Below are 16,161 nucleotides of genomic sequence, written 5' to 3' on the forward strand. Positions count from 1 at the left end.
GATCAGAAATCCCCTGCGACCCTTCCCTGCTTAGGAAGACGCACCAGAGCCCACTGCAACAGACCCACGACATAAGCCACCAGCGCCACGTATCCAATGAACGCGGCAACGGCCATCGTCCACTCACCGCCGAAGACGAAGTCAAACACCCGCTCAGCGACCCGATGCAGCCCCTGGGGTGCCTCCAGCCACACCCGACAGGCATCAGTCCCAAGCTGACGGGTGCAGCCCAGTGCCGAACCGGACATCACGGCAGCGAACACAGCGAAAACTGTGAGGGACCATCGCCAGACCCGCACCGTGAACGGCAGCGCACGACCAGGAGGGCTGTCGGCCAGCTCCTCATTAAGGTCAACCCAGAACCACAGAGACGCAGCCATCAGCAGAGGAGCGAGGAATGCCGTGAGATAACCGATCGGCCGTTGATCAGTAAGCAACAGCACGCTGATGGCCAGCAGGCTCGCCACTTTCCAGTAGATCCCGAGCAACCTCACTAGGGCAGGGTCACGTCGCAGCCCCGACCAGATCAGAAGCACCAGCGGAATCCCGAGAGCAATCGTTGCCCCCAGGCGATAGGTCAGCCACACCAGGGTGCGTGTTGTGAAATCGGACACCGGCCAGGGACATCAGAGGGCCATTATCACGGTCATCCAGCAGGTCGAAAGGATTGGTAAGGTCCAATCCATGGTTCCGTTTAATCCTCTCGACTGGTTCCGGAGCCGCGGGCTGCAGGCCCGATGCCGACATGCCCTTTCCAGCAAGCCTTCTCTTGAGGACGCTGCACGGGACGTGACCACTGCTCTGGGCTCAAATGAGGCCGATCTAGCGTTGGTCTTTATCTCGAGTCACTTCGCGAGCGATCTGACCCGCCTTCTACCCCTGCTGCAACAACGCCTCAACGCCAAACACTGGCTGGGTTGTCTGGGAGGTGGGGTCGTTGGCACCACAACCGCAGGGGAAGCCCATGAGCTGGAACGCACTCCAGCACTCAGCATCACTCTCCTCAACCTTCCAGGGGCTGAACTGAGCAGCTTCAGTCTCGACAGCACCCAACTGCCCGATCTTGATGGAGCCGCCAAGAACTGGCAGGACTGGGTGGGGGTGAACCCTGCCCACAGTCGTTCGATGTTGCTGCTGCTCGATCCGGGATGTAATTCCATCAACGATCTGGTCAGCGGACTGGATTACGCCTACCCCGGTATCGCCAAAGTCGGAGGCATCGCTGTCCCTCACAACGCTGATCATGGCTCACTGCTCTACGACAATCAGGTTGTCGGGGGAGCAATTGGGCTCAGCATCGGCGGAACCTGGAGCCTGGATCCAGTGGTCGCCCAGGGATGCCGACCGATCGGACCGGTCTTCGCCATCGAACAGGCTCAACGCAACGTTCTGCTCGAACTGAGTGACGGCGACCGCCGCGCCAGTCCGGTGGCCTGCCTGCAGCGTGTGCTCGCCGATCTCAGCGCCGAGGACAGGGAGCTGGTACAGCACTCACTGTTCCTGGGTGTGGAGCGGGAGGAATTGGTTGCGGACGCCATGCTGGCTGGGCTGAATCAGGGCGGCGTATCAGCCGATCGCCCCGAAAGAGCCTTTCTGGTGCGCAATCTGATCGGCGTTGATCCCCGCAACGGCGCTGTTGCAGTTGCCGATCGCGTCCGTGCTGGACAAAACGTGCAGTTCCAGCTGCGTGAAGCGCAGGCATCCAGACTGGAAGCCCGACAGCTGTTGCAGAGCCGGCGGGATCAAAGCAGCGAGTCAGCACCACTGATGGGAGTCCTATTCGCCTGTATGGGCCGGGGCAAAGGCCTGTTCGGCAACCCTGATGGCGATGTGACCATCGCTCGCGAGGTCTTTCCGCAACTTCCGGTTGCTGGCAGCTTCTGCAATGGCGAGATCGGACCTCTTGGGGGTGCCACACATCTGCACGGTTACACCGCCTGCTGGGGTCTGTTGCGCTGCGATCCGCCCGAATCTGAGGCTGTACCGCGGTCCTGATGCGGCAGCACGTCAATCCCCTCAGCCGCTTCTTTCAACTGCCCTTAGAGCTGCCCGGGCCCGATCAGCTGTTCGACTCAGCACATCGCCCCCTTCATCTGGATATCGGCTGCGCCCGAGGCGTCTGTCTTTTAGAACTGTCAGCACTGAAACCCGATTGGAATCATTTAGGAGTGGAAATCAGACGTCCGCTCGTGCTGGCAGCCCAGCGTGACCGCGACCGACTGGAGCGACATAACCTCCATTACCTCTTTTGCAACGCCAACATCAGCCTGGAAGGCTGGCTTGCGGAGCTGTCCAGAGATCAGTTGCAGCTGGTGAGCATCCAATTCCCAGATCCCTGGTTCAAGCGTCGCCACCGCAAACGCCGGGTGATGCAGCCCTCTCTGCTGCTAGCAATCGCGGCAGCGCTCAGCCCCAATCGCGAACTGTTTTTGCAAAGCGATGTCTTGGAGGTGGTGGAACCCATGGTGACCCTTGTGGAACTGAGCGGTTGCTTTGAGCGTCCCAGCGAAGACAGCCGTCCCTGGCGAGCCGACAATCCCCTGCCGGTGCCGACGGAACGCGAGCGCTACGCGGAGGAGCAGGGGCTGCCCGCCTACAGGGTGCTATACCGCCGCAACAAACAGCCACTACCGGAGCGGGAAGAACTGGAGATCGCCTGGCAACGGGTCGATAATCCTGCTGATGTTCCTCTCAATCACTGATGGCTGAGGCTTCGGCCCCGACCCCCTGGCTGCTGCGCTGGCAAGGACTCCTGCCAGGTTCCGCGGCACAGCAGAAGCGCATTAGCGACCTGGCGGGGATTGTGCTGATCCTGCTGATGGCCGGACTGCCAGTGCTTACGCGTACAGGCCTGGGGTTGATCATGCTGGCCTGCGGAGCCCTCTGGCTGCTCTGGTCACTTACTCGGACTCCCGCTCGCATTGGCACGATCAGTGGCTGGCTGCTGCTATTCCTGGCAGTGGCGTTACTGGCCAGCGGTTTTTCACCCGTACCGAGCGCCGCCGCCAAAGGGCTCCTGAAATTGGTCAGCTACCTCGGCGTGTATGCACTGATGCGCCAGCTGCTGAGTGTGAAGCCTGAATGGTGGGACCGTTTAGTCGCGGCCTTGCTGGGAGGATCTCTGCTCAGCAGCTTGCTGGCATTACGTCAGCTTTATGCCCCCACAGAGGAGCTCGCTCGCTGGGCCGATCCCAACTCGGTGGCGGAGGGCACCATCCGCATTTACGGGCCACTGGGCAACCCCAACCTGCTGGCGGGGTACCTCGTTCCCATCCTGCCCATCGCCATGGTGGCCATGATCCGATGGCGTGGCTGGGGATCCAGGCTCTACGCCGCTACAGCACTGACTCTTGGCTGTGCTTCAACACTGTTCAGCTATAGCCGCGGAGGCTGGCTCGGCATGGTGGCCTCAGTGGGTGCACTGCTGCTACTGCTGCTGCTCCGCTACATCCGCCACTGGCCAGCGTTCTGGCGACGGCTTCTGCCCCTGGCGCTGCTTGTGGTCACGGGGGTGGTGCTCGCCATTGCTGCCACTCAGCTGGAACCGATCCGCACCAGAGTCGCCAGCCTGCTGGCAGGTCGAGGCGACAGTTCCAACAATTTCCGCATCAACGTCTGGCTGGCAGCCATCGACATGATCCAGGACCGTCCCTGGCTGGGCATCGGCCCAGGGAATGCAGCCTTCAACAGCGTTTACCCTCTCTACCAGCAACCGAAGTTCAACGCCCTCAGCGCCTATTCAGTACCGCTTGAAATCCTCGTTGAAACGGGCATCCCTGGCCTAATCGCCTGCCTGGGGCTCGGGGTTGCCAGCATCCGCAATGGCTTACGAGCACTCACCGCAAACTCAGAACTTGCTCTTCCCTGCCTGGGCTGCCTGGCGGCCATTGCCGGATTGCTCATCCAGGGCGCAGCCGACACGATCTTCTTCCGCCCGGAAGTGCAAATCAGCGGATGGTTCTGCCTCGCCACCCTGAGCCAGATGCCCCGGAACTCTTGAACAAGCCCTTGCCCATCCTGGCTGGTTTTGATGCCGGTCAAACCAATTGCCGCTGCCGGCTCAGTGTCTGGGAGAACGGGAAGCTGAAGAGAGTCGCTGACGGTTCAGGGCCTGGAGTGAGTCATCTGGATGCCGATGACGGCGAAGAGCGCTTTCGCTCTGCCATCCGCGCCAGCCTCAACAGTGCCCGACTCGACTGGACCCAGCGATTGGGACTCAATCCCGATGAGGCAGAACCGATCAGTGCTGCTGCAATCGGAGCGAGCGGCATTGAGGTTGGGACTCCCGTGCAGGCGAGGGGCGGAGCGCTTCTCGCTTCAGAGCTACAGCTACCCGAAGCTCGCTGTCTGGCAACCGGCGACGAACGCACCGCCTTGCGGGGCGCATTCCCCGACCAGGCGGGCATCGTGCTGATCAGTGGTACCGGAATGATTGTGGTTGGTCGGGATTCCAATGGCCGCGAGCATCGTTGCGGGGGCTGGGGCTGGCGTCTGGATGGCGCGGGATCTGCCTTTGACATTGGCCATCATGCACTTCAACTGAGCGTGAAGATGGCCGACGGCCGTGCTGCTGATGGGCCCCTGCGCCATCGGCTCTGGGATGCACTGAACTGTCGCAGCGCCGCCGAACTCAAATCTCTCGTGGTGAGCCCCTTCCATGAAGTCGCCGATCAGGCAAAGTTAGCGCCGCTGGTCGACGCTGCAGCCGCAGAAGGAGATGCAGCCGCTCGGGCAATCCTCCAGCAGTCGGCCTCAGCGCTCGCTCTGGCAGTAGGTGCCACTGCTCAGGCACTCGATCTGAAGACGCAATCACTAGGCGCCCGCGGGGGAGCACTGGAGCATTTGTCAGAGTTCCGTCAACTCGTCAACAAAGCAATCTTCGAGCTGCTGCCGGAGAGCACTTGGCAGTCAGCGTCGGGGGATGCCTGTGATGGTGCGCTGGCCTGCGCCCTGGAACGATCTGCCCTCAAGCCACATTGAGATGGCGGTCTGCGGCCTCAGCCAGGCGACCGGTCCAGAGTTCCACCACATCCGCTTCAGCCGCTTCCACCATCACCCGCAACAGAGGTTCGGTGCCGCTTGCGCGCACCAAAACCCTGCCGTCGTCGGCCATCGAACGTTTTGCTTCGTCGACCAGCTCTCGCAGCGGGGCGCACTCGGCCCAACCCTTGCGACGGGCTAAGTCTGTGACTCGTACATTCACCAGCTTCTGGGGATAGGCCTGGAAGCTGCGGTCAAGCCAATCCTCGAGAGTCATCTGCTGGCCATGGCAGAGAGTGGCGAGCTGAAGGGCAGTAAGAACCCCATCCCCGGCGAGTCCATGGGCTGAAGAAAGGATGTGTCCGGACTGTTCACCTCCAAGAGCTGCACCACTACTCACCATGGCCGCGTGCACATGCTGGTCTCCCACCGGAGTCCGCTCCAGCTGCCCACCTCTCGCCTGCCAGGCCCGCTCAAATCCAAGGTTGGACATCACCGTGGCGACCAGGCGCTGATCAGGCAGAGCACCGCTGTCTTGAAGCACAGATCCCCAGAGATAGAGGACGTGGTCACCATCAACCACGCGGCCACGACCGTCGACTGCAAGCATCCGATCGGCATCACCATCGAAAGCGAAGCCCATGGCCGCGCCACGTTCGATCACCGCCTTACGCAGAGGGCCAAGATGGGTGGATCCACAACCCACGTTGATGCGTTCGCCGTCAGCGACTGCATGCAGCAGGGTGAGGTCGGCCCCAAGTGAGCGGAAGACCTCTGCACCGCAGGCGGTGGCAGAACCCCAACACAGATCGAGCACGATCGGTACGCCATCCAGACGCTGATGCTGAACGCTGCTCAGCAGACTGTCGCGATAGTGCTCCAGCAATTCAGCGCGGTGGCTTGCAGCTCCACAGGCGCTCACCGGCCCAGCAGCATCAGTTTCTCCACGCAGACCGGATTCGATGCGGCTTTGCAACGCAGAACCCAGCTTGCTGCCGTCAGGCCCGAACACTTTGATGCCATTGTCTTCAGGCGGGTTGTGACTTGCAGAAACCATCAGCCCACCCGATGCCTGAAAGCGACGGATGAGGCCTGGAACCGCCGGTGTGGGACAAAGGCCAAGAGTCCAGACCTCGCGACCTGCAGCAGTTAGGCCTGCGGTCAGTGCTGCCACAACCATCGAACCGCTGCAGCGGGAATCCATCCCGATCAGGACGGGACCATCCGGTGGCAAGACTCGCCCGCACCAGAAACCCACCTGCAATGCCAGAGCAGGAGTGATCGCCGAACCGACGCGCCCCCGCAAACCATCTGTCCCGAAACTGACCTCGGGGGACTGGAGTGAGCCAAGCGGATGGGCAGCAGGAGAGGCCATATGGTCTCATTTGTGGACTGAACCTTAAGAGCCTTGAGACAACCGATCCCTGAACCAGTGACAGGCCCTCAGCCGCACGATGCCAATCAATTCCATCGCTGAGGCACAAGCAGCAGTGCTGCCAGCTCGAGCAGAGCCCATAAACCCACCAGCAGCACGACCCAGCCAGGCAGCCACTGCAACGGCCACAGCCAGCGCAGGCCCCAAACCAAAAAAGCCAGCCCTAAAGCCATAACCAGACGCAAGCGTTGGCGCTGGCCAGGCCTGGGTTGCCGACGCTGAGCAACCATCCAGTTCGATCCTGCTGGGCACAGAATGCCAGCAGTTTCCAGCCATGGCTTGAACACTCGAGAGACCCGCGGACCGCTGCTTCTCGGTGGCACCACGCTTCTGACTGTTCTGGCGATCCTGGGGGGTCGCGCCATGTTGCGCAGTCAGCACACTCCGATCACGCCAGAGTTGAGTGATGCCCAGCTCTGGAGGCACTACCGCTGGTCCGCGAACCCTGAGCAGCGGCGAGAAGCGGCCTTGATGCTGGGCGGCCGTAGCGGCGATTCTCCGCAAAGACGCAGGCACCTGCTCAGCGGACAGGGCTGGGGGCCAGACCCACTGGCCGCAGTCGCCCTCAAACAACAAGCTCTGGCGGCAAAGTCGCTGGGCCGCAATGAGGAGGAGCGACAGCACTGGAGCGATCTGCTCCGACGTTTTCCCACTTCCGTGGCCAGTGCCGATGCCCGCTATCACCTTGCTGATCGCCAGCAGCAACTGAAGGAGGAGTTGCTCAGACTTCAACCTGCCCATCCCGCTGCTCTAGCGGCTGCCGCCGAATTACCGGACGACGCCGATCAGGCTTTGGTCCAAACCAATGCCCTTCATCTGGCCCGTTGGGGAGCCAGCTGGCCAGGAGCGCAGCGTCTGCTTCGCCAGGCCTGTGGCGACGTAACAGGCCAAGGACTTGAGCAGCAACAGCGTCTGCAACTCGCCGCCGCCCTGGCAGAGCTTGGTGATGGCCGATCCGCTGAACTTTGTCTGCAAGGAACACCGCTGGCGCCGTCGCAGGCGCTGACGATCGGGCGCACATTGCTTCGAGGCAACAAGGATCAACAGCAGCGCGGTGAAGCGATGTTGTTGCAGCTGGCCAAGGATCATCCAGACAGCGAAGAGGCACTGGAGTCAGCAGCGCTGCTGAGCGAGCCCTTGCGTCCGAAACAGGCCCTCATCGACGCTTTGCCTGAATCCCTACAGAAACGATCAGCCGATGTGGCCGCAGCCCGGGTCCGTCTGTCAGGGGGCGATGGAGGGCTGGTCGTGCTGAAACGATGGCCAGGCCATCCAGCAAGCTGGCAACTGCAATGGGACCTGGCTCGTGACGCGCTACTGACCGGTCAATGGGACCTGGCACGGTCATGGTTGGCTGCGATCCCAGCTGAACGTCTGCCTGACCCCCTGCGTGCTCGCCAGCAGTTCTGGCTGGGGATGAGCCTGGACAAACTCGGAGACAACAACGGTGCCAAAAAGATTTGGCAGACACTGACGCGTGAGCAGCCACCCGGCTATTACACCTGGCGAGCTCAGGCCAGGCTTGGATCTGGCAACTTGCCTGAGCTCTCAGGAGACAAGGTCATCAATGCCACAGAGACTGACCGCCTGAACTCTGTCCAGACCTGGAGCCCTCTCAATAGCGGCAATCCCTTGATTGACCAGCTCTGGCGCCTTGGCATGAATCAGGAGGCCTGGGAGACCTGGCGCAGCGATGCAGGCAACGCCGAACCATCGCCGCAACAGCTCCTAGTGGAAGGGCGACTTCGGCTGGGGATGAATGACCACTGGACCGGTCTAAGTCGGCTGTGGCGAGCCAGCCTGCGCCTGGTGTCACCAACCTGCAACACCCGTCAGCTGCTGCACAACAGCCTTCACCCCCAACCATTGCTGCCCCTGTTCCTGAAAGCTTCAGCGCAGGAAAAGGTGCGATTGGAGTTACTTCTGGCTGTTGCCCGCCAAGAATCCCGATTTTCCCCCAGTGTGTCTTCACCAGTTGGTGCAGTGGGGCTCTTGCAACTGATGCCGACCACTGCCGCCGAAGTTGCGGGAGAACAGCTCAATGCCGATGACCTGCGCGAACCAGAACGGAATGCCATTCTCGGAGCCCGCTACCTAGAAGGTCTCCTGGAGCTTTGGCAAGGCAACCCATGGCTGACAGTGGCCAGCTACAACGCTGGGCCGGGCGCAGCAGGATCGTGGGTGAGCCCTGAACTCGATCAAGACCCTGAGTTGTGGGTCGAACGCATTCCATACCCTGAAACCCGTCTTTACACCAAGAAAGTGCTCGGCAATCTCTGGGCTTATCTGAACAACAGCTCAGGCAACGATCTCAGCACTGATGGCTGCACCGAGTGAAGTCGGGGGGTTGGGCAGGTCATGCCCGATCCAGATGCCGGCGATCACGATTACCGCAAGCCAGAACGCCATCAACTGCGGAGGGGGAACCACTTTGATGCGGCTCAGGTCAAGGCGTGCCAGCAGGGTGGCGGACCCCAGAATCAGCACATCCGACAACAGACTCAGACTGAGAACGTAGAGGCCAACAGTGATCAACAGTGTGAGAGTGACCACCAAACTGAGCACTCGACTGGACGCCATCAGCATTGAAAGCTGACGGAGCAGTAGATCGGGCATGGTGCAAATCACAACCACCACCACCGCCTGGATCAGCTCGAGAGCCCAGAACGTGCTCACCGAAATCGAATGGGCCTCGGCCAGCCAGGCCTCCTGGATCGCCCAGTGATGGCCGAGGAACAGCGACACCACGAACAGAACGATCAGCAGCGGGGCCCGAAGCGGTAGCAAGAGAAAACGCAAGACGGGCATCGGCTTGGGGCAGATTCGCGGCGGACAAACGTCGATTAACGACGCGATCATCTGCGGTCAGACGCTAGCAACAGCAAGCGGTTTGTCCTGTCAGAGTGGTGTCATTGATGTCAGTCCAGGATGACCGACAGCGCTTCAAACTCCAGCCTCACCACACTTCAGAAAATTCTGTTGCTGGTTTCAGCCCTGGTGTTGGCTGTCGGCCTTTTCCTGGTGCGCAACGGCGGTTCGATCGAATCGCCGCTTGATCAGCTCGCCCGACGTTCACTGTCTCCGGAAGTGGCTCTCAGCAACGGTCGACCCACGATCCTCGAGTTCTATGCCGACTGGTGCGAGGTCTGCCGGGAGATGGCTCCAGCGATGCTGGAGGTTGAGCAACGCCACAGTGCCGATCTGGACGTGGTTCTCGTCAACATCGACAATCCGCGCTGGCTTGACCTGACGGCTCGCTACGACGTGACTGGAATTCCTCAGCTCAACCTGTTCTCTTCAGACGGCACAATGCGAGGCCGCTCGCTCGGAGGGCGTAGTGAAGCCGAGCTGGATTCGATCGCCAATGCCTTGTTGGACGGCGGCCCACTTCCAGCTCTGTCCGGCGTAGGCAGCACAAGTCCTCTTCCGGAGGCTGCCTCGGTGGATTCCGCCGGTCCACGAAGCCACTCATAACTCCGGTCAATACTGACTGGGGAGGCGATGATCGACCGACACCCCGTACCCGAAACCTCAAAACCTCATGGATTCCCGCTTCCGGGTCGAACTGATCGCCGCCACGCCCAATCCCCAGCAGAGCGTGTATGCCGGCATGCACCAGGACTACAGCGAGGGATTCGTGGTGATGGAACGCGATCAGTGGCCGAACGAAACGAGAGCTGGGGAAATTTGCATCAAACGATTGCTGGGTGGCATGAAAGGACATTACGGACCACTGGAACATGCCCAGATCGTGCTGAACGTGGGCTGGTTTCCTCACTCGGTGATGCAGCAAGCCAGAACGCACCGGGTGGGCGTGAGCTTCGATGTGCAATCGATGCGTTATACCGGCGAGCGCATCTGCCGAGCTGCTGATGGGGAACTGGATCTTGAGGAAGTGTTCTATCTGCGTCCGGTGGGGGAGTATCGAGACCGGCTTGGCAAGAAATACACCTATGCATTCGAACACAGATTGATCGATCTGAAACTCTGCCAACAGGCAGCGGAGCGCTATCGCGATCTGTTACGCGAAGGCTTTTCTGAAGAGCATGCCCGAGGCATCCTGCCGTTTGACTACCGACAGCACTTTGTTGTCAGTTTCAGTCTGCGAGCCTTCCTTCACTTCCTGGATCTGCGTTCCAAACTTGATGCGCAACAGGAAATCAGAGAGCTCTGTGACCTGATGTGGCCGCATCTCCAGAGCTGGGCACCTGAGTTTGCTGACTGGTACGAAAAAAACCGCCTACACAAGGCGCGATTGGCGCCCTGACGAAGAGGCGATATCCATATCTTGTCGGCCTTAAACCTTGGCTAATGTCACTTGTTCAGGTTGATGCTGATATTTGCCCTGGCGATCGCTGTAGGTGGTGTCACAAGGATCACCTTCAAAGAACAGCAGCTGGCAGATGCCTTCATTGGCATAGATGCGGCAGTCAGCTCCTGAGCTATTGCTGAATTCAAGCGTGAGATGCCCCTCCCAGCTGGCCTCAGCAGGTGTGGTGTTCACGATGATCCCTAGTCGTGCATAAGTGCTCTTGCCGAGACAGATCACAGTGATGTTCGGCGGTACCTTCATCTTTTCTAGAGCCACGCCCAAGCCATAGGAATGGGCCGGAAGGATGAAGTAGTCACCATCGTCATCATGGTGAAGCTCTGTGGGTTCAAGGTTTCCAGGATTGAACCGTTTGGGGTTCATCACTGTTCCAGGAACATGCTTAAAAATCAGAAATTCCCGAGGCGATAAACGCAGGTCATAGCCGTAGGAGGAACATCCAAAGCTGAGAACAGGTGCAAGCTTCTGTTCAGGGTCCAGATGACGAATCAAGCCCCTCTGAAAGGGTTCAAGCATGCCGGCTGCAGCCTGTTCAGTGATCCAACGATCGTTCTTAAGCATCAGAAACCCCTACGCAGTTCCGTCACTTGATCTGCCAGGCCCATAAGAGATTCCGGAATCGACGGTCCTGTGATGATCACATCCATAGAACCAGGGCGTGCATCAAGGCTGTCACGCACGTCAGCTTCGTTCAGATAGCCGAGTGCAATGGCCAAACCGAGTTCATCTAGAACCAACTGATCGAGATCCCCACTAGCCAGGTGGCGGCGACAGATCTGCCAGACCGCCTGAACAGCATCCACTGTCGTGGATTCAGATGAGCTGGCCGGGTCCGAAAGACAACCCATCACCGCCGGCCTCATCCAGACCATGCGATCACAGAGGGTAATTGCCGCATCAGGCCCCTGAGCAACTCCACCCTTGAGAAACTGCATCACTGCAACACGGCTGCCAAGCCCAGCGGAACGCAGGGCCTGACTAAGCACCGTGCCAAAACTGCCTCGATAGGGGGCTGTATGCACCTGCAACTGCCCTTCAGGGGCCACCAGATGCAGGGGCTGATGAGGCTGGAGCGAGGGCAAGGGATGCAAGCCTGCACGATTGAGAGCCCGTTGATCGGCATCGCTCTGTTCGCTGGAGCGATGGCTGGGGCTCAGGCTGGCTGTCATCTCAGTCGCTTCCGTCGTAACTGAATCCAATCGACCCAGCGGAATTCGAATCTAGCGGCGAAAATGCAAATCACAATCCCTTTGACACCATCCCTGGTGTCTCTACGCCAACTGGCAGGCTCAAGATCCCGATCCTTTGCCCCATGAGCGAGACCCAGCGCAACGATGGTCGCCAACCCGCCGATCTCAGGACCTTCTCCGTCGACTGGGATCCCATGGGCTTCGCTCTGAGCTCCGTCATCGTTCGCACCGGACGCACCACCGTGCTTTGCAGCATCTGCCAGGAAGATGGCGTCCCACGCTGGCGACGTGATCAGGGCCTGGGCTGGCTCAGTGCTGAATACCGTCTTCTGCCGGGATCCACCCCTGATCGTCAGCGCAGGGAACTCATGAAATTGTCAGGACGAACCCAGGAGATCCAACGCCTGATCGGCCGCAGCCTGCGAGCCGCAATCGACATGGAGGCTCTGGGAGAAAACACACTGCTAATCGACTGCGATGTGATTCAAGCGGATGCTGGAACTCGGACTGCGGCAATCACTGGTGCATGGCTCGCCCTGCAGAAGGCCTGCGAACGGCTGCTTGCACAAGGCCGCATCAGCAGCAATCCTGTTGTCAACCAAGTGGCAGCGGTCTCTGTGGGCCTGATCGAGGGGCATCCCCTGCTCGATCTGGACTACAGCGAAGACAGTCGGGCCGATGTGGATCTCAATGTGGTGATGAACAACGCTGGCGATCTGCTGGAGCTGCAAGGCACTGCGGAGGGTGCGCCATTCAGTCGCCAGCAGCTCAACAGCCTTCTGGACCTTGCCGAACCAGGGCTCAAGCAACTCATGGCTGCACAGCTGAATGCACTCCATAAAGACTGAGCCAGGAGAACCGTGTGCGTTGCTACAGGGTGACAACGCATCGCTCCGTAACTTCCCGGAATTGATGCGTTGGTCATGGCCGAAGTAATGCGCGGCTTCAGTCGGACTGCTCCCCAACCTGGGCGATCCACAGAGACAAGCCTGACCAATGCGCCCAACCCCGCCAGCCGAACCCTGCTGGAAGTGATCCGTGATCTGGATGGCGCCAGCACCGAAATGGTGGAGCGGAACAAGACGATCTTTTTCCCTGGCGACCCCGCCGAGCGCGTTTATCTGATCCGACGAGGGGCCGTGCGTCTGTCGAGGGTGTACGAGTCGGGAGAAGAGATCACCGTTGCCCTGCTGAGAGAGAACAGCCTGTTCGGCGTGCTCTCACTACTCACCGGGCATCGCTCCGATCGCTTTTATCACTCCGTGGCATTCACCAGAGTCGAGATGGTGACAGCACCGGCGAGCTCAGTGCGCCAGGCAATCGAAGCGGACACCAGCGTGGGACTGCTTCTACTGCAGGGTCTCTCCAGCCGAATTCTGCAGACCGAGACCATGATCGAAACCCTCACACACCGGGATATGTCCTCCCGGTTGGTGAGCTTTCTGCTTGTCCTCTGCAGAGACTTCGGCATGCCTGGGGCCCAGGGCATCACCATTGACCTGCGTTTGTCTCACCAGGCCATCGCTGAAGCGATCGGATCCACGCGTGTCACGATCACGCGACTGCTTGGCGATTTGCGCAATTCAGGTCTGGTCGAAATTGACCGCAAGAAAATCACCGTTCTGGATCCGATTGCGCTGGCCAAACGTTTCAGTTAATTCCTCGACAGGTGAAGATGGGCAGCACCTCAGCGGCCTGCCGCATGTTTGAACGTCCGTGACCGGGTGGCTTCTGCTGCTGTCCCTGTTGATCCTTGGGGGAGTGCTCTCGACCCTTGGTGATCGACTGGGCTCAAGGGTCGGCAAGGCTCGGCTGAGCCTTTTTGGGCTTCGCCCACGTCAAACCGCTGTGGTGATCACAGTGCTAACGGGGAGCCTGATCAGTGCCCTATCGCTGGGTCTGATGCTGCTGGTGAGCCGTCAGCTGCGCGTTGGCCTCTTTGAACTCAACGACTTGGAAGCACGACTGCGCAGCAGCCGCTCCGATCTGAAAGGAAGCCGCAGGGCTCAACAAAAGGCCCGTCAACAACTCGAGCAGGCTCGCGCCGATGAAATCAAAGCCAGGAAGATCCTGGCTGATGCCCAGGCACGGGCCGGTGAGCTGCGCAGCACACTTCAACCGCTGCAGGAACAGACGCGCCGACTTGAGGCGGAACGACAGAGACTCAGCCAAGACGTGCGCAACCGCGATGCGGAAATCCAGCGCACGGACGATGAACTTCGGGCGGTGCGCGAACGCATCAGCTCCGGCGAAGCGGAGCTCCAGCAACTAGAGGAAAACCTGCTGGCACTACGGCGTGGCGATGTGGCCATCAGCAGTGGCCAGCCACTGGCCACCGTCACGCTCAAGCTGGATCGTCCTGATCAAGCCCGCCAAGTGATTGACCAGGTGCTGCGGGAAGCCAATCTGCAGGCCTATCAGAAAGTTCTGCCTGGACAGGCGCCTGATCGCCAGATCATCCTCGTGCCCCGCCAGGACATTGAAAGGCTGGAAACAGCCATCCGAAAACCAGGCACCTGGGTGGTGCTGCTGCGCTCAGCGGCCAATGTGCTGCGTGGTGAGCGCGTGGTTTACGCCTTCCCGGATGTTCGACCCAATGTGGCCATCACCATTGAGGGAGAAGTTCTGGCCAAAACCACTCTTGCCAGCCAGGACACCAGTCCTGAAGCGGTGCGAAACCGCATCAACCTGCTGCTGGCGTCCACCCTTGCAGAGGTACGCCGACGGGGATCGCTCAGCCAAGGACTTCAATTCAATGCCAATGGCGTCAACTCGCTTGCCCGGGAGCTGACCGAACGCAGTGGTGGACGGGTTGAACTCGAAGCGGTGGCCGTGCGGCGCAGTGAAACCGCCGATCCCATTGCCATCGAGCTGCGTCCGAGCCGCCGGCTGCGCCCAACATCGACGCGCCAGGACGTCACCCCATGAGCCGGATCGTCTCGGTTGACCCTGGACGCAACAAATGCGGCCTGGTCTTGGTTGATTGCGACAGGGACTGCGTCATCGAAGGGCGAGTGGTGGCAACAGAGGATGTGCTGGACACCCTTCAGTGCTGGAAGCAGATCGCACCTATTGAAGGCATGGTGCTGGGGAATGGCACAGCCAGCGACGGCTTGAGAGAACAGCTTCCTCAAGATCTTCCCGTGAAGCTGGTGGATGAGCGCGGCACCACACTTCGGGCACGCAAGCGGTACTGGCAGCTCTGGCCTCCAAAGGGATGGCGGCGATTGATCCCCCAAGGCCTGCTGCTACCGCCCACCGAACTGGATGCTCTGGCAGCCCTGGTGATTCTTGAATCCGAGCTCGGTCGCGAGATCCTTTGGCCTGGACCAGCACCACTTAGAAACGAGCTCTCACGGTAAAGCTGTAGTCGCCGCCGGCTTCCAGCCTGTAGTCGGATTTCACAAGGAAACGAAGCAACGCGTCCTGAATCAGCGCTCTGCCCAGGGAAGGCTCCACGCTCAGCTCACCCCGGTCAAACAACCAGTGAAATGTCCAAGTAAAACCGCCGGCCTGAACCTCTCCCTGCAGACATTTGTCTCGGAAGCTGTGCTGGTGCACCCGGAGATGAGCTGTGGTGACAGGCAGGCGCGCCATCAGGCCGGTTCGCCATCAGCAGCAGGCGCCAGATTCACTGCATTGATGGCGTTTCCAGCCCGATCCAGGCCTTGTCGCTGAATGTGATCGAGGCCGGACAACACTTCCCGAAGCACGTCCTGGAGCAGAGGTTCCTCAGCACGGTTGAACTGACCGAGAACATGGGAGACCGTGCGAGCACGACGTTCCTCTGGATTACGACCGGGAGCGCCGATACCAATGCGAAGTCGGGCGAATTCCTGTGTGCCGAGGTGCTGAATGGTGCTCTTCAAACCGTTATGTCCACCTGCACCACCCCGCGCGCGCAGACGCAACCGTCCGAGCGGCAGGTCCATGTCATCGACGAGCACGATCAACTGGTGAATCCCTAGATCAAACCAATCCAGCGCTGCACGGATCGAACGCCCACTGTCGTTCATGTAAGTCTGTGGCATCAGCAGCCTGAGTCGAGCGCAACCTGAACCCACATCAGCGAGATCACCCTGAAGCTTTGACATTGGCTTAAAACGCCCACCTTCACGGTTTGTGAGCAGCTCAAGAGCCATGAACCCAACATTGTGGCGGGTCGATGCATATTTTTCGCCGGGATTGCCCAGTCCGACCACCAGACGGAGGTCACCACGCTTGAT

19 protein-coding genes are annotated in these 16,161 nt (G+C 60.0%); 11 read left to right on the forward strand and 8 right to left on the reverse strand.

Annotation, left to right across the window (positions count from 1 at the left end; all coding sequences use genetic code 11):
- Positions 1-2 precede the first annotated feature (2 nt).
- Positions 3-614 (reverse strand): DUF3177 family protein, encoded by a 612-nt coding sequence (locus tag DXY31_RS09145; RefSeq protein WP_114993481.1) that lies wholly within the window; start codon positions 612-614, stop codon positions 3-5.
- A gap of 70 nt (positions 615-684) precedes the next feature.
- On the opposite strand from DXY31_RS09145, the gene DXY31_RS09150 reads away from it, so the two are divergent.
- The 4 genes from DXY31_RS09150 to DXY31_RS09165 are packed head-to-tail and all read left to right on the forward strand — an operon-like array spanning position 685 to position 4,980.
- Positions 685-1,995 (forward strand): FIST N-terminal domain-containing protein, encoded by a 1,311-nt coding sequence (locus tag DXY31_RS09150; protein ID WP_114993647.1) that lies wholly within the window; start codon positions 685-687, stop codon positions 1,993-1,995.
- On the forward strand, positions 1,995-2,702 hold the full coding sequence (trmB, locus tag DXY31_RS09155; protein ID WP_114993482.1) for a tRNA (guanosine(46)-N7)-methyltransferase TrmB: 708 nt from the start codon (positions 1,995-1,997) through the stop codon (positions 2,700-2,702). The genes DXY31_RS09150 and trmB overlap by 1 nt, the downstream gene beginning before the upstream one ends.
- A complete protein-coding gene (locus tag DXY31_RS09160; protein WP_114993483.1) occupies positions 2,702-4,000 on the forward strand; it encodes an IctB family putative bicarbonate transporter in 1,299 nt (432 codons plus the stop codon). Before trmB ends, DXY31_RS09160 begins: the two co-directional genes overlap by 1 nt.
- A complete protein-coding gene (locus DXY31_RS09165) occupies positions 3,955-4,980 on the forward strand; it encodes a BadF/BadG/BcrA/BcrD ATPase family protein (protein ID WP_114993648.1) in 1,026 nt (341 codons plus the stop codon). Before DXY31_RS09160 ends, DXY31_RS09165 begins: the two co-directional genes overlap by 46 nt.
- On the opposite strand, the gene glmM is transcribed toward DXY31_RS09165, so the two are convergent.
- Together glmM and DXY31_RS09175 are read right to left on the reverse strand one after the other, a co-directional pair.
- Positions 4,967-6,355 (reverse strand): phosphoglucosamine mutase, encoded by a 1,389-nt coding sequence (gene glmM / locus DXY31_RS09170; protein WP_114993484.1) that lies wholly within the window; start codon positions 6,353-6,355, stop codon positions 4,967-4,969. The two genes, DXY31_RS09165 and glmM, sit on opposite strands and share 14 nt — an antisense overlap.
- Before the next feature lie 86 nt (positions 6,356-6,441).
- A complete protein-coding gene (locus tag DXY31_RS09175) occupies positions 6,442-6,645 on the reverse strand; it encodes a hypothetical protein (protein WP_114993485.1) in 204 nt (67 codons plus the stop codon).
- 49 nt (positions 6,646-6,694) lie between these two features.
- On the opposite strand from DXY31_RS09175, the gene DXY31_RS09180 reads away from it, so the two are divergent.
- Positions 6,695-8,752, forward strand: a complete 2,058-nt coding sequence (locus DXY31_RS09180) for a transglycosylase SLT domain-containing protein (protein WP_371639275.1) — start codon at positions 6,695-6,697, stop codon at positions 8,750-8,752.
- Here the strand turns inward: DXY31_RS09180 and DXY31_RS09185 are convergent.
- Positions 8,714-9,223: a hypothetical protein gene (locus tag DXY31_RS09185; protein WP_114993487.1), complete on the reverse strand. Its 510-nt coding sequence runs from the start codon at positions 9,221-9,223 to the stop codon at positions 8,714-8,716. The two genes, DXY31_RS09180 and DXY31_RS09185, sit on opposite strands and share 39 nt — an antisense overlap.
- Positions 9,224-9,343: 120 nt before the next feature.
- On the opposite strand from DXY31_RS09185, the gene DXY31_RS09190 reads away from it, so the two are divergent.
- Together DXY31_RS09190 and thyX are read left to right on the forward strand one after the other, a co-directional pair.
- Complete coding sequence (locus DXY31_RS09190) at positions 9,344-9,889, forward strand: thioredoxin domain-containing protein (protein ID WP_114993488.1); 546 nt, start codon at positions 9,344-9,346, stop codon at positions 9,887-9,889.
- A gap of 67 nt (positions 9,890-9,956) precedes the next feature.
- The gene (thyX, locus tag DXY31_RS09195; protein WP_114993489.1) at positions 9,957-10,682 is read left to right on the forward strand and encodes an FAD-dependent thymidylate synthase; all 726 of its coding nucleotides are present in this window, start codon (positions 9,957-9,959) and stop codon (positions 10,680-10,682) included.
- 30 nt (positions 10,683-10,712) lie between these two features.
- Here the strand turns inward: thyX and dcd are convergent, their stop codons facing one another.
- Together dcd and DXY31_RS09205 are read right to left on the reverse strand one after the other, a co-directional pair.
- Complete coding sequence (dcd, locus tag DXY31_RS09200; RefSeq protein WP_114993490.1) at positions 10,713-11,306, reverse strand: dCTP deaminase; 594 nt, start codon at positions 11,304-11,306, stop codon at positions 10,713-10,715.
- Complete coding sequence (locus DXY31_RS09205; protein ID WP_114993491.1) at positions 11,306-11,914, reverse strand: cob(I)yrinic acid a,c-diamide adenosyltransferase; 609 nt, start codon at positions 11,912-11,914, stop codon at positions 11,306-11,308. Before DXY31_RS09205 ends, dcd begins: the two co-directional genes overlap by 1 nt.
- 143 nt (positions 11,915-12,057) lie before the next feature.
- On the opposite strand from DXY31_RS09205, the gene rph reads away from it, so the two are divergent.
- The 4 genes from rph (at position 12,058) to DXY31_RS09225 (ending at position 15,297) form a co-directional block, all read left to right on the forward strand.
- Positions 12,058-12,783, forward strand: a complete 726-nt coding sequence (gene rph, locus DXY31_RS09210) for a ribonuclease PH (protein WP_114993492.1) — start codon at positions 12,058-12,060, stop codon at positions 12,781-12,783.
- A gap of 75 nt (positions 12,784-12,858) precedes the next feature.
- Complete coding sequence (gene ntcA / locus DXY31_RS09215) at positions 12,859-13,593, forward strand: global nitrogen regulator NtcA (protein WP_114993493.1); 735 nt, start codon at positions 12,859-12,861, stop codon at positions 13,591-13,593.
- Positions 13,594-13,651: 58 nt separating this feature from the next.
- Complete coding sequence (locus DXY31_RS09220; protein ID WP_114993494.1) at positions 13,652-14,863, forward strand: DUF3084 domain-containing protein; 1,212 nt, start codon at positions 13,652-13,654, stop codon at positions 14,861-14,863.
- A complete protein-coding gene (locus tag DXY31_RS09225; RefSeq protein WP_114993495.1) occupies positions 14,860-15,297 on the forward strand; it encodes a resolvase in 438 nt (145 codons plus the stop codon). Before DXY31_RS09220 ends, DXY31_RS09225 begins: the two co-directional genes overlap by 4 nt.
- Here the strand turns inward: DXY31_RS09225 and DXY31_RS09230 are convergent.
- Positions 15,275-15,532: a DUF3146 family protein gene (locus DXY31_RS09230; protein ID WP_114993496.1), complete on the reverse strand. Its 258-nt coding sequence runs from the start codon at positions 15,530-15,532 to the stop codon at positions 15,275-15,277. The two genes, DXY31_RS09225 and DXY31_RS09230, sit on opposite strands and share 23 nt — an antisense overlap.
- A complete protein-coding gene (gene pth, locus DXY31_RS09235; RefSeq protein WP_114993649.1) occupies positions 15,532-16,161 on the reverse strand; it encodes an aminoacyl-tRNA hydrolase in 630 nt (209 codons plus the stop codon). The genes DXY31_RS09230 and pth overlap by 1 nt, the downstream gene beginning before the upstream one ends.

Source organism: Synechococcus sp. UW179A, assembly GCF_900473965.1.
In the GTDB taxonomy this organism is placed as follows: domain Bacteria; phylum Cyanobacteriota; class Cyanobacteriia; order PCC-6307; family Cyanobiaceae; genus Synechococcus_C.

What these genes read in the sequence shown, in the direction of transcription:
- DXY31_RS09150 (WP_114993647.1), top strand. Translation starts at nt 685, where the DNA reads ATGGTTCCGTTTAATCCTCTCGACTGGTTCCGGAGCCGCGGGCTGCAG.
- trmB (WP_114993482.1), top strand. Translation starts at nt 1,995, where the DNA reads ATGCGGCAGCACGTCAATCCCCTCAGCCGCTTCTTTCAACTGCCCTTA.
- DXY31_RS09160 (WP_114993483.1), top strand. Translation starts at nt 2,702, where the DNA reads ATGGCTGAGGCTTCGGCCCCGACCCCCTGGCTGCTGCGCTGGCAAGGA.
- DXY31_RS09165 (WP_114993648.1), top strand. Translation starts at nt 3,955, where the DNA reads ATGGTTCTGCCTCGCCACCCTGAGCCAGATGCCCCGGAACTCTTGAAC.
- glmM (WP_114993484.1), bottom strand. Translation starts at nt 6,355, where the DNA reads ATGGCCTCTCCTGCTGCCCATCCGCTTGGCTCACTCCAGTCCCCCGAG.
- DXY31_RS09175 (WP_114993485.1), bottom strand. Translation starts at nt 6,645, where the DNA reads ATGGTTGCTCAGCGTCGGCAACCCAGGCCTGGCCAGCGCCAACGCTTG.
- DXY31_RS09185 (WP_114993487.1), bottom strand. Translation starts at nt 9,223, where the DNA reads ATGCCCGTCTTGCGTTTTCTCTTGCTACCGCTTCGGGCCCCGCTGCTG.
- DXY31_RS09190 (WP_114993488.1), top strand. Translation starts at nt 9,344, where the DNA reads ATGACCGACAGCGCTTCAAACTCCAGCCTCACCACACTTCAGAAAATT.
- thyX (WP_114993489.1), top strand. Translation starts at nt 9,957, where the DNA reads ATGGATTCCCGCTTCCGGGTCGAACTGATCGCCGCCACGCCCAATCCC.
- dcd (WP_114993490.1), bottom strand. Translation starts at nt 11,306, where the DNA reads ATGCTTAAGAACGATCGTTGGATCACTGAACAGGCTGCAGCCGGCATG.
- DXY31_RS09205 (WP_114993491.1), bottom strand. Translation starts at nt 11,914, where the DNA reads ATGACAGCCAGCCTGAGCCCCAGCCATCGCTCCAGCGAACAGAGCGAT.
- rph (WP_114993492.1), top strand. Translation starts at nt 12,058, where the DNA reads ATGAGCGAGACCCAGCGCAACGATGGTCGCCAACCCGCCGATCTCAGG.
- ntcA (WP_114993493.1), top strand. Translation starts at nt 12,859, where the DNA reads ATGGCCGAAGTAATGCGCGGCTTCAGTCGGACTGCTCCCCAACCTGGG.
- DXY31_RS09225 (WP_114993495.1), top strand. Translation starts at nt 14,860, where the DNA reads ATGAGCCGGATCGTCTCGGTTGACCCTGGACGCAACAAATGCGGCCTG.
- DXY31_RS09230 (WP_114993496.1), bottom strand. Translation starts at nt 15,532, where the DNA reads ATGGCGCGCCTGCCTGTCACCACAGCTCATCTCCGGGTGCACCAGCAC.